This is a genomic window from Streptomyces canus (assembly GCF_030815415.1).
Taxonomy (GTDB): Bacteria; Actinomycetota; Actinomycetes; order Streptomycetales; family Streptomycetaceae; genus Streptomyces; species Streptomyces canus_F.
On record NZ_JAUSWW010000001.1, the window covers coordinates 1,609,001 to 1,621,005 of the forward strand.

11 protein-coding genes and 1 pseudogene are annotated in these 12,005 nt (G+C 70.6%); 11 read left to right on the forward strand and 1 reads right to left on the reverse strand.

Features of this window, described 5'->3' with window-relative positions:
* Positions 1–99: 99 nt before the first annotated feature.
* A complete protein-coding gene (locus QF037_RS07595) occupies positions 100–246 on the reverse strand; it encodes a hypothetical protein (protein ID WP_307023119.1) in 147 nt (48 codons plus the stop codon).
* 459 nt (positions 247–705) lie between these two features.
* On the opposite strand from QF037_RS07595, the gene QF037_RS07600 reads away from it, so the two are divergent.
* The 11 genes and pseudogenes from QF037_RS07600 (at position 706) to QF037_RS07650 (ending at position 11,978) form a co-directional block, all read left to right on the forward strand.
* Entirely contained in the window at positions 706–1,305 is a 600-nt protein-coding gene (locus QF037_RS07600) for an acyltransferase (RefSeq protein ID WP_307023121.1), read from the forward strand.
* Between the two features lie 268 nt (positions 1,306–1,573).
* Positions 1,574–2,737 carry a hypothetical protein gene (locus QF037_RS07605; protein ID WP_307023123.1) on the forward strand — a complete coding sequence of 388 codons (1,164 nt, stop codon included), beginning with the start codon at positions 1,574–1,576 and terminating at the stop codon, positions 2,735–2,737.
* Positions 2,734–3,504: a WecB/TagA/CpsF family glycosyltransferase gene (locus QF037_RS07610; protein WP_307023125.1), complete on the forward strand. Its 771-nt coding sequence runs from the start codon at positions 2,734–2,736 to the stop codon at positions 3,502–3,504. The genes QF037_RS07605 and QF037_RS07610 overlap by 4 nt, the downstream gene beginning before the upstream one ends.
* Positions 3,504–4,764: pseudogene (locus tag QF037_RS07615) on the forward strand (nucleotide sugar dehydrogenase). Before QF037_RS07610 ends, QF037_RS07615 begins: the two are co-directional and overlap by 1 nt.
* Positions 4,765–4,767: 3 nt before the next feature.
* A complete protein-coding gene (gene wecB / locus QF037_RS07620) occupies positions 4,768–5,901 on the forward strand; it encodes a non-hydrolyzing UDP-N-acetylglucosamine 2-epimerase (protein WP_307023127.1) in 1,134 nt (377 codons plus the stop codon).
* A gap of 51 nt (positions 5,902–5,952) precedes the next feature.
* On the forward strand, positions 5,953–6,819 hold the full coding sequence (locus QF037_RS07625; RefSeq protein WP_307023129.1) for a Wzz/FepE/Etk N-terminal domain-containing protein: 867 nt from the start codon (positions 5,953–5,955) through the stop codon (positions 6,817–6,819).
* Positions 6,782–8,329 carry an oligosaccharide flippase family protein gene (locus QF037_RS07630; RefSeq protein ID WP_307023131.1) on the forward strand — a complete coding sequence of 516 codons (1,548 nt, stop codon included), beginning with the start codon at positions 6,782–6,784 and terminating at the stop codon, positions 8,327–8,329. Before QF037_RS07625 ends, QF037_RS07630 begins: the two co-directional genes overlap by 38 nt.
* Before the next feature lie 10 nt (positions 8,330–8,339).
* The gene (locus tag QF037_RS07635; RefSeq protein ID WP_307023133.1) at positions 8,340–9,464 is read left to right on the forward strand and encodes a hypothetical protein; all 1,125 of its coding nucleotides are present in this window, start codon (positions 8,340–8,342) and stop codon (positions 9,462–9,464) included.
* On the forward strand, positions 9,461–10,270 hold the full coding sequence (locus tag QF037_RS07640; RefSeq protein ID WP_307023135.1) for a glycosyltransferase family 2 protein: 810 nt from the start codon (positions 9,461–9,463) through the stop codon (positions 10,268–10,270). The genes QF037_RS07635 and QF037_RS07640 overlap by 4 nt, the downstream gene beginning before the upstream one ends.
* A gap of 53 nt (positions 10,271–10,323) precedes the next feature.
* Complete coding sequence (locus QF037_RS07645) at positions 10,324–10,995, forward strand: class I SAM-dependent methyltransferase (RefSeq protein WP_307023136.1); 672 nt, start codon at positions 10,324–10,326, stop codon at positions 10,993–10,995.
* Complete coding sequence (locus tag QF037_RS07650) at positions 10,995–11,978, forward strand: class I SAM-dependent methyltransferase (protein WP_307023138.1); 984 nt, start codon at positions 10,995–10,997, stop codon at positions 11,976–11,978. The genes QF037_RS07645 and QF037_RS07650 overlap by 1 nt, the downstream gene beginning before the upstream one ends.
* Positions 11,979–12,005 lie beyond the last annotated feature (27 nt).

Consider the following 12,005-nt stretch of genomic DNA (forward strand, 5'->3'; position numbering starts at 1 on the left):
TGGTCCGCGACCTGCAGACCCTCCTCGCCACCTGGACCGGCACCTGCCCCACCTGCCACCGCGACATACCCACACCACTACGAACCTGACCAAGCCCTACTAGCCGTCGGCCGCGAAAGGCACTTCCTTGTCAGGGGTGTTCAGGATCGTGGCGCGACCAGGCCCGCGATCGTACGCCACGATCACCGCCTGGATGCGGTCGCGCGCCCCGACCTTGGCGAGCATGCGGCTGACGTGCTTCTTCACCGTGCAGGCGTCGTCGTCGCCGTCTCTGGGCCCGCGGAGGTCACTTCGTGCCGCCGTCGGTACCGCGGTACCAACGGCGGGTCAGCCTTGAGGATGACCTCGCCGGGACGCATGGAATGCCCGGGGTGCACGGAACCGGCCGACCTGCGCGGAATCCTTTCTTCGGTGAGTGTGGCGTACGTATGGTGATCTCGTGAAGGCACTCCTGCTGTCCGGTGATTCAGGGACCCCTTCGCGCTCATCGCCCGCCCCCGCTGCGAACGGCCCGAGGACCGAATTGCAGGTCCCCTTCGCCGGTCGCGACGTCGAGGGCTCCCGCACCCCGCCGGTCGGCCGCCCACCCCTTCGTCCCGGGAGACCACAGCAAGGTCCAGAACTCGTCGTGACGAGCCCTTCCTCCCGCACCCACCCTGGTGGGGCGACGCTTCCAGCTCCGTTCGAGAAGAGAGGTCCCTCCCGATGAGCTCCAGGATCCAGCCGACCGCCCAGGTCGACGAGACGGCCACGATCGGCGACGGGACGACGGTCTGGGACCTGGCCCAGATCCGGGAGGACGCCCGACTGGGCAGCGGGTGCATCGTGGGGCGGGGAGCGTATGTCGGCCCGGGCGTACGGATCGGCGACAACGTCAAGCTCCAGAACTACGCGCTGGTCTACGAACCCGCGGTGCTCGCCGACGGGGTGTTCGTCGGCCCCGCGGCGGTCTTCACCAACGACCACTTCCCGCGCTCGGTGGACCCGGAGGGCCGGCTGAAGCGCGGCGGCGACTGGGAGGCCGTGGCGGTGGTGGTGGCCGAGGGGGCGTCGATCGGGGCCCGTTCGGTGTGTGTGGCGCCGGTGCACATCGGACGATGGGCGCTCGTCGCGGCGGGCGCCGTGGTGACCCGGGACGTGCCCGACTTCGCGCTCGTGGCCGGCGTTCCGGCCCGCCGCATCGGCTGGGTCGGCCGGGCCGGCGTACGACTGGCCGCGCGGGACGGCGAGTCGGGCGTGTGGGAGTGCCCCGAGACGGGCGAGCTGTACGACGAGAAGGACGGCGAGCTCGTCGAACGCGCGTGACCCCGTTTCCGTTGTTTCGCTAAAAACGCAAATCATCGAACATCTACAGGCATAACGTGTGTGCGAACTGTGCAGACCTAGCACAATGGGCACACGAACCAGTAGTGCCCAGGGGGGGTACGGGGTGGGGACACCTATGCCTGCTGCCAGGAGCGACGACCACTCCGGCACCTGACGTCCACCTTCTGCCGCCGCATGGCCATCCGTGCCAGCGGCGATCCCAGTCTGCGCAAAACAGGACCCACAGGGGGGTTGGTGTGCCCAAAAGATGACCACCACACGTCTGGCGGCACTCGGTCATGAGGAACCGCCACTGCTCTCGCTCGCCCAACGGCTTCTGTCGGTAGCCGAGTTGGGGCTTCCGGAGATGCTGCTCCCGGGTGGTGAAGCCTTCTCCTTCACCATGTCCGGGCGCAAAGCCTCCGACGGTTCCTGGACCCTGGACCGGCGCGGGACCAGCACCCGGTACGCGGCCATCACCGCGCTGGGAGTCGAGTTCCTCCCCGAGGACCGCCAGCGCGCGGCGCTCGCGGGGCGTACCGCCCAGGAGTTCACGGGTCTGCTGATCGAGTCGCTGCCCGCGGTGACCAACCTCGGTGACGCCGCGCTCATCGCCTGGGCCGCCGCCGAGACCGGGCACCCCAAACTGTCCGACGCCCTCGCACAGGTCGAGGCCCTGGACGAGGAGGGCCGGCCCCAGTACACCGTCGAGGCGGCATGGGTGCTGTCCGCGCTCGCGGCCGCTCGCGGCACGGTCGACGTGGAGAGACGTTTCGCCGCGGCCCGTGACCGTCTGCTGCGGGCGCGCATCGGCGACAGCCCGCTCTTCCCGCACGCCACCGGACCCGGCCTGGTGCCCTGGTACCGGGCCCATGTCGCCTGCTTCGCCGACCAGACGTACCCGTTGCAGGCCCTGGCCCGCGCCCACGCCAGCGACGACCAGGGCGGCGACCCGGAGGCCCTGGCCGCGTCCGAGGCGTGCGCGCAGCGCATCTGCGAGCTGCAGGGCGACGGCGGACAGTGGTGGTGGCACTACGACGCGCGCACCGGCGGTGTCGTGGAGGGCTACCCGGTCTACAGCGTCCACCAACACGCGATGGCACCGACCGCCCTGTTCGACCTCACCGACGCCGGCGGCAGCGACTTCGGCGCGTCGATCCGCAAGGGCCTGCGCTGGATGTCGGACGTGCCCGAACTGGGCGCCGGCCATGAACCGTTGATCCTGGACGAGCTCGGCGCCACCTGGCGCAAGGTCTACCGGGGCGACCCGAAGAAGGCCGTACGCGCCGCCCGGGGCCTCGGCACCCGGGTCGTACCGGGCCTGCGGCTGAAGTCCCTGGACCGGGTCTACCGCCCCCTGTCCGTGGACCGCGAATGCCGGCCGTACGAGTTCGGCTGGATGCTGCACGCCTGGCAGGGAGGCCGGATATGAGCGCGCGCCGGACCCTGTTCGGGGTCGAGCTGGACCCGCTGACCATGGACGAGACCGTGGCGCGCTGCCTCGACGCGGTCCGGGAGGGCCGCCAGTTGGAGATCGGGGTGGTCAACGCCGCGAAGCTGGTGAACATGCGGCGCGACCCCAGGCTCGCCGAGGCCGTGTCCGGGTGCGATGTCGTCGTCGCCGACGGACAGGCCGTGGTCTGGGCCGGCCGGGTGCTGCGCGCCCCGCTGCCGGAGCGGGTGGCCGGGATCGACCTGTTCCTGCGGCTGCTGGGCGAGGCGGAGTCGGCGGGCATCTCGGTGTACTTCCTCGGCGCCAAACAGGAGGTGCTGGCGCAGATGCTGCGCCGGGTGGCCGACCGCTTCCCCGGTCTGAAGGTCGCGGGCAGCCGCAACGGCTACTTCGATGATTCCCAGCAGGAAGCCATCGCGGACGCGATCGCGGACAGCGGCGCCCAGATGCTCTTCCTTGGCATGACCTCGCCGAAGAAGGAGATCTTCACCGCCGCCTACGGCGCGCGCACCGGTGCCCGGGTCGTGCACGGGGTCGGTGGTTCCTTCGACATCTTGGCCGGGATCACCAAGCGGGCCCCCGCCGCCTGGCAGCGGATGGGTCTCGAGTGGCTCTACCGCGCGTTGCAGGAGCCGCGCCGCCTGGGTCGGCGCTATCTCACGACCAACGCCGCCTTCGTCCTCATGACGGCGCGCGAGTTCATCCGGCTCTCCCCGCAGGCCGCTTCCGCGAACAGGAGTCACTGATGCGTGTCGTCGTGGTGGGACAGGGATACGTCGGGCTGCCGCTGGCCATCCGCGCCGCCGAGGTCGGTCACGAGGTGATCGGCTACGACATCGACGCCCGGCGGATCAAGAGCCTGGCCGCCGGTGAGTCCTTCGTCGAGGACGTCTCCTCCGAGCGGATCCGCGCGGCGCTGGACAACGGCACCTACAGACCGAGCGAATCGGCCCGCGACTGCGGCGGGTTCGACGTCGCGGTGGTGACCGTGCCGACCCCGCTGCACGAGGGCACTCCCGACCTGCGGTACATCAAGGAGTCTGCGGTCACCCTCGGCCGCTATCTGCGCCCCGGGGCCACCGTCGTCCTGGAGTCGACCACCTATCCCGGCACCACCCAGGAACTGTTCGGCCCGCTCCTGGAGGACGGTTCGGGTCTGGCCGCGGGCACCGACTTCCACCTCGGCTACAGCCCGGAGCGCATCGACCCCGGAAACGCCGTCTGGGGCTTCCAGGAGACCCCCGAAGGTCGTCTCCGGCGTCGACGCCGCCTCCCTCGAGGCCGTTCAGGACTTCTACGCCGAACTCGTCGACACCACCGTGCCGGTGAGCTCGCCCAAGGAGGCCGAACTCGCCAAGCTGCTGGAGAACACCTTCCGTCATGTGAACATCGCGCTGGTCAACGAGATCGCGATGTTCGCCCACCACCTGGACATCGACGTCTGGCAGGCCATCGAGGCCGCCTCCAGCAAGCCGTTCGGCTTCATGAAGTTCACGCCCGGGCCGGGCGTCGGCGGTCACTGCCTGCCGATCGACCCCTCGTACCTGTCCTGGCGGGTGCAGCGCGAACTCGGCCAGAGCTTCCGGTTCGTGGAGCTGGCCAACGACATCAACAACCACATGCCCGAGTACGTGGCGCGCCGTATCGGCGACCTGTTCAACGCCAAGCGCCGTTCGGTGAACGGCTCGCGCATCCTGCTGCTGGGCCTGGCGTACAAGAAGAACACCGGCGACGCCCGGGAGTCGCCCGCCCTGCGCATCTCCCAGCTGCTGCTCGACATGGGGGCCCAGGTCAGGGCGGCGGACCCGCATGTGGTCGAGAGTCTGCCGGTGGACACCCGCCTGGTACGGGTCGAGCCCACTCCGCAGGAGCTGTCGGCCGCCGATGTGGTGGTCCTGCTCACCGACCATGACGGCTTCGACTACGAACTCGTCGCCGAACACGCTCCCCTGGTCCTGGACTGCCGCCGCCGGCTGCCGTCGGGACCCACGATCGAGGTGCTCTGAACCATGCCGCGCATCGTCTGCGTCGCCGGGGCCCGCCCCAACTACATGAAGATCAAACCGGTGATGGACGCCCTGGAACGCCGGGGCGCCGAGGTCGTCCTCGTCCACACCGGCCAGCACTACGACCCGGCGATGAACGACGTGTTCTTCGCCGACCTCGGCATCCGGCCGCCCGACCGCTTCCTCGGGGTCGGTTCGGGCAGCCACGCCGAGCAGACCGGCAGGGTGATGACCGCCTTCGAGCCGCTCCTGGACGAGGTGAAGCCGGACATCGTCGTGGTGGTCGGCGACATCAACTCCACGCTGGCCTGCGCCCTGGTCACCGCCAAGGCCGGGCCGCTCCTCGCCCATGTCGAGGCCGGTCTGCGCAGCCGCGACTGGGGCATGCCGGAGGAGGTCAACCGTGTCGCCACCGACCGCGTCAGCGACTACCTGCTGGCCCCCTCGCCGGACGCGGTCGAGAACCTGCGCGCGGAGGGGTACCGGGAGGACCAGATCCACCTCGTCGGCAACGTCATGATCGACACGCTGCTGACCAACCTGGAGCGGGCCAGGGCCTCGGACGTCCTCGATCGGTACGGCCTGGCCAGAGGCGAGTTCGGCCTGGTCACCCTGCACCGCCCCGCCAACGTCGACGACCCCGGGGTCCTCGCCGGGCTCCTCAAGGCCCTGGGCGAGGTCGCCGGCCGCTGTCCGCTCCTGCTGCCCGTGCACCCGCGGGCGGCTCAGCGGCTGGCCGAGATCGGTGTCCCCGGGGGCATCAGGCTCGTACCGCCCGCCGGATACCTGGACTTCATCGCCCTGCAGGACTCCGCGCGTGTCGTGCTGACCGACTCGGGCGGGGTGCAGGAGGAGACCACCGCACTGGGCGTGCCGTGTGTGACCCTGCGCGACAACACCGAGCGGCCCATCACCGTCGAGCAGGGCACCAACGCGCTGGCCGGCCGGGATCCGGCACGCATCGTGGCCACGGTGAACCGCGTACTGGACGCGCCTCCCGCGCCGCGCCGGCCCGAACTCTGGGACGGCCGCGCGAGCGACCGCATCGCCGACGTGCTGCTGGCCGGAGGCACCGCGCACACCCGCCCCAGACCCACTGATCAACCGAGACCCGGTGACCCATCCCTCCCCATATGATCCGCCTGAAACATATGCTCGTCGAACATCTGGTCGCTAGGGGGGACCATCATGGATCTCGCTGAGATCTTCCGGGTCATGCGCAGGCGTTGGTACGTCCTGCTGCCCGGGCTGCTGCTGACCGCGGGCCTGACGTTCGCCGTGACGCTGGTGGTTCCCGTCACCTACCAGTCGCAGAGCACGGTGATCCTGCTCAACTCGCAGAAGGCCACCGTCGCTTACGACGGCAACCCGTTCCTGAGCACCCAGACCTCGCTCACCGGCATGGCCGACAGCCTGGCCCGCAACCTCAACTCCGACGACTCCGTCCGGGAGCTCAAGTCCCGCGGCGCGACCGGCACGTTCGAGGCCAAGCTCGCCGACAACGCCCAGGGGCCGCTGATGTGGCTCACCGTCACGGGCACGGACCGGCGCGCCGTGCTGGCCTCGGACAAGATCCTGACCGCGTACGCGAACGAGCGGCTGGAGCAGTTCCAGGAGGACCAGTCGGTCGCCCCCAAGGCCATGATCCGGCTGACGACGATCGTGGCCCCGCAGCCACCGGTCGCACAGACCAAGACCCGGCTCGAATACATGATCATGGCCGGGGGCCTGGGCCTGGTACTGACCCTGGTCGCCGTCTTCTACGTGGAGGCGCGGCGCCGCTCGCACCCGCGGGACGGCGCGGCACCGGTCGATGCCCCGGAACCGACGACCGAGTCCCGCACCCCCTCTCCCGCTCCGGCTGCCGAGGAGTCGGCCACGGAACAGACCATCGCGCTGCGCACCCCGCCCACCTGGGCACGGTCCGCCGGGAACAGACCTGCCGCGGAGACGAAGGCGGGGCGGTCCGCCGTCGTCATGGCACCCGCCGCCGAGCCGCTCGACGAGGAGTCGACCAGTGGACAGCGTTCGCACACCGGACAGCGAGACCGCTGAGCCGGGCGACACCCCCGCTCCCGCGGTCGCCGCCTCCCTCGGCACGAAGGTCCGTTCGGCGGCCCGTTGGAGCCTGATCAACACCGTTGTCATGCGGCTGGGCACCTTCGCGACCGGCATCGTGCTGGCGCGCTTCGCCCTGGGCCCCGCGGAGTGGGGCGTCTACGGCATCGCCCAGACCGTGCTGCTGGTCCTGCTCTCCGCCAACGAACTGGGCGTGGGCCTGGCCATCGTCCGCTGGGAGGGGGACGCACGGAAGTTCGCGCCGACCGTACTGACCCTCAGCGCCCTCTCCAGCGGCCTGTTGTACGTGGCGCTGTTCACGGCGGCACCGACGGTGGCCGGTCTGCTCGGCTCGCCGGACGCCGCGGGCGTCCTGCGGGTGATGTGCCTGTGCGTGGTGATCGACGGGGTCGCACAGGTGCCCGCCAACTTCCTCACCCGGGAGTTCGCCCAGGGCAAGCGGATGATCATCGATGCGCTCAACTTCCTGATCAGCACCTCGGTGACGCTGCTGCTGGCCTTCGCGGGCTGGGGCGCGATGAGCTTCGCCGTGGGAGCCGTGGCGGGCAACGTCGTGACGCTGGTCGGCTGCGCGCTGGCCGCACCGGGCACCCTGAAGTTCGGCTGGGACCCCGGGCAGGCCCGGGCGCTGCTCCGGTTCGGGCTCCCGCTCGCGGGGGCGAGCATGCTGGCCCTCGCGGTGGTCAACGTCGACACCATGGTGGTGGGCGCGACGCTCGGCAATGTGGCGCTGGGCTTCTACGTGCTCGCCTTCAACATCTCCGGCTGGCCCGTGCGGATCATCTCCGAGGCCGTCCGCCGGGTCTCCTTCGCCGGGTTCTCCCGCCTGGCCGAGTCGCCCCAGGCACTCGCCCAGGGCTTCAGCCGGGCCCTGGGTGTGGTGGTCACCGCCACCGTCCCGCTCTGTGTCCTGCTGGCCGGCCTCGCGCGGCCCGCCATCGAGTTGATCTACGGCGGCCACTGGACCCCCGCCGCCGCGGCACTGCCCTGGCTGATGGCCCTCGGCCTGATCCGCATCGGCAGCGAACTCGCCTACGACTGTCTGGTCGCGATCGGACAGCGCCGCTCGCTCTTCGTGGTGCAGGGCCTGTGGCTGGTGGCCCTGATCCCGGTACTCCTCGTCGGCGCCCGCATGAACGGCATCGTCGGCGCCTCCCAGGCCCATGTCCTGGTCGGCGGCGGCGTGGTGGTACCCGTCTTCCTGTTCGCCCTGAACCGTGGCGGCGTCGGTGTCGGCCTGATCGCCAGGGCCTGCGCCTGGCCCTTCCTCGGCGGGGCCGTGATGGCCGCGATCATCCTCGGTCTGGAGCGCCCGTTCGGCGACGGTCCGCTCGCGCTGCTCGCCCTCAGCACGATCGCCCTGGCCGGCTACATGCTGTGCGTCCTGCCCAGCCGCGACTTCCTGCGCGGCGTCGGCGGCGGCGACCGGCCCCAGCGCGGCCGCCACCGGGCCACCGCACCGGTCGGCCCACCCAACAGGACTTGAGGTGAACCCGATGTCACGGCGCACAAGCCGTAACTCGCTCACAGGACTGCTGTTCGCGGCCTTGGTGGCCGTCTTGTGCGCGGCCTGCTCGGGCTCGGGCTCGGACCGGGCCGCGTCGTCGAAGTGCCCGGGGGACGGGCCGACCTGTCGTACGAGCGGGTCCCCGGCGTCGCCCGGCCCCGCGGCATCGACCGCGGTCGGCGAGGCGACGGACCGCCCCGCCGCCTCGCCCTCCCCCTCGCCCGCCCCGACGAAGAAACCCGCCGCGACCGCGAGCGCCGGCGGCACGTCCGGCGCCCCCGCGGCCAGGGTCGGCTGCGCCTCACCCGGCGCCTGTGGCTTCCCCGACGCCGACACCACCGGTCCGCGGATCGCCCTCAAGCCCAAGAAGACCGGGTACTGGGCGATCCGCACCGACGGGCTCGTCATCCGGGGCCAGGACATCACCGGCTCCCTCGACATCTACGCGAACAACGTCACCGTCATCGACTCAAAGATCACCTCGGACAGCTGGTGGGGCATCAACCTGCGCCCCGGCTTCAGCGGCCTGAAGGTCCTGCACACGGAGATCACAGCGGTCCCCGGCAAGGGACCGGACAACGGCGGCGTGGACTACGCGGTGTCCAACATGGGGGGCAGCTCCATCGAGGTCGGCTGGTGCGACGTCTCGGTGTTCGGCGACGCCCTCTCCATGGGACAGGGCAATCTGCACGACAACTACGTGCACGACATCGAGCCGTTCGTCAATCTGGGCGGCGAGTGGCAGCACACCAACACGGTGATCAGCGGCGGCGGCAACACCGGCCATCTGACCATCCGCCACAACACCCTGCTCAACGCGACCAGCCTCAAGCAGGGCGCCTCGGGAAGCATCGGCCTGTTCGCGGACACCGGGGTGGTCCGCAACGTCACCGTCGACGACAACTGGATCGCCGGCGGCGCGTACGCCCTGTACGGCGGTTCCACGGGCGCCACCGGGATCAAGGTCACCGACAACATCTTCTCGACCGAGTACCACCCCGCGTCCGGCGGATACGGCGTGGTCGCGCACTGGAACCACAGCGGCGCCGGAAACGTGTGGCGCAACAACCGGCTGTCCGACGGCCGCCTGGTCAAGCCGGAGCCCGCCGCGTGAGCGGCCTCGTGCGCCGGGTCGCGCGGGCGCCCTGGACGCTGCTGAAGGCGGTGTTCGGCTGGCTGGTGCTCTTCGAGGCCAGGAACAAGGTCCTGCTGGCCCCCTCCGCGGTGCGGCTGCGCCGGATCGAGGACGCCGAGACCCGACGGCTGGCCGCCGCCCTCCCGGCACCGCCCTCGGCGCTGGTCGCCACCGTCATCGCCACCCACCGACGCCCCGAGGCACTGCGCGCCGCGGTGCGCTCGGCCCTGGACCAGACCGTTCGCGACCAGGTCGTCATCGTCGTCGACGACGGCGCGGGACTGCCCGAACTCCCGGACGACCCGCGGCTGTTCGCCGTCTCGCTGGCACACAACACCGCGGTGGCCGGCGTCGTGCGCAACGTGGGCATCCGTCTCACCCGCTCCCGGTACGTGGCGTTCCTGGACGACGACAACCTGTGGGAACCCGACCACCTGGAACGGGCGTTGGCGGTCCTGGACTCCCCCGCCGGGCCCGACGGCGTCTACACGGCACTGCGCCGCGTCCTGCCCGACGGCACCGAGAACGACGTCCTGTCGGTGCCCTACGACCGGCGCCACGCCGCCCGCGAGGCCTTCCTGGACACCAACGCCTTCGTCGCCCGCCGCAATCGCTCCCTTCACTTCAGCCGGCTGCGCCGCACACCGGAAGTGCTGCCCCGCGAGGACTGGGAGCTGATCCGCCGGTACGGCCGCCGGTACCGGGTGTGCCATGTGCCGCACCCCACCGTCCGATACCTGATGAACCCGGCCAGCTTCTACACGCAGTGGCGGCAGCCCAGTTGAAGCCCGCACCCTTCTCCGCAGTCCCTCCGCTCCGACCACAGGTGGTTGATCCGATGCCCCGATCCCGGGCCCTCAGAAACAAGTTCGTCGACGCGCCCGGCTCCCTGGGCGAACGCATGCGCCTCGCCCGCTGGGAGCGGTTCCGACGCTGCTTCCCCGGCATCGAGAACATGAGCGTCGTGGACCTGGGCGGCACGGCCGACATGTGGCTGCGCGCACCGGTGCGCGCCAAGCACGTCCACCTGATCAACCTGGAGGAGCATCCCGCCGAGGTGCCCGACTGGATCACCACCGAGGTCGCCGACGTCACCGACCCGCGGGTCGCCGCCGAACTGAGCGCCAAGGGCGGCTACGACCTCGTCTTCTCCAACTCGACCATCGAGCACGTGGGCGGCCACAGCCAACGGCAGAAGTTCGTCGCCGCCGTAGAGCAACTGGCCCCGCTGCACTGGGTCCAGACCCCCTACCGCTACTTCCCCGTCGAGCCGCACTTCGTGGCACCCGGCTTCCAGTTCCTGCCGCTGGCCGCCAGAGCCCGTCTCGTACGGCGCTGGCCGCTGGTGCACAGCCGCCCCGACAGCCCGGAGTCGGCGATGAACGCGGTGATCAACATCGAGCTGCTGACCCGCACCGAGATGCGCTACCTGTTCCCCGACTCGGTGCTCCTCAGCGAGCGGGTCCTCGGTGCCCCGAAATCGCTCATCGCCGTACGGACGGAGCGCTGATGCTGAACAACCTCATCAACAGACATGACGCGGACCGGCTGCTGCGCAAGGTGCGGAAGCTGGACCTGGACCCGGTGCTGGCCAAACTCCGCGTGCGCGGCGGCGCGCGCGTGGTCCAGCACTGGTCCCAGGTCGACCCGTCGCTCACCGAGTGGTGGGCGATACCCGCGGTCATCAAGCGGTGGAACCTGCTGATGACCGGCGACGCCGAGACGTCCTTCCCCCAGTACGTGGCCGCCAAGCACTTCGCGCCGCGTACCGATCTGCGCGGCCTGTCACTCGGGTGCGGCACCGGCGGCAACGAGCTGCTCTGGGCGAAGACCGGCGCGTTCTCCCTCCTGGAGGGCGTGGACGTGGCGCAGCAGCGGATCGACTTCGCCACCCGGGCCGCCGCCGACGAGGGCCTCTGCGACGTCCTGCGTTTCCGGGTCACCGACGTCAACCGAATGGCCGCCGACGGGGAACGCTTCGACGTGCTGCTGGGCCTGCAGTCGCTGCACCACTTCGACAACCTCGACGAGACGCTGCCGCGGCTGTCCCGGCTCATCGAGCCCGAGGGGACGTTCGTGGTCGACGAGTTCGTCGGGCCCACCCGGTTCCAGTGGACCGACGGCCAACTGGACGCGGCGAACGCTCTGTTGGCGCGGCTCCCCGAGGAGCGGCGGCGGCTGGCCGACGGGCGGATCAAGCGGCGGGTGGTGCGGCCCAGCAAGCTGTCGATGGTGCTGGACGATCCCTCCGAGGCGGTGGATGCGGCGGCGCTGCTGCCGGGGCTGCGGCGGCATTTCGACGTGGTCGAGGAGCGGCCGTACGGGGGGACGGTGTTGCATATCGCGTTCTCGGGGATCGCGCACAACTTCCGGGATCAGGAGCCGGAGACGTTGGCGTTGCTGGAGCGGTGCTTTGCGGCGGAGGACGCGGCGCTTCCTGATGTGGGGCACGATTTCGTGGCCATGGTGTGTCGGCCGCGGGGTCTCGGCTAAGGGGTTGCCACGATGTGTCGTCTGCCG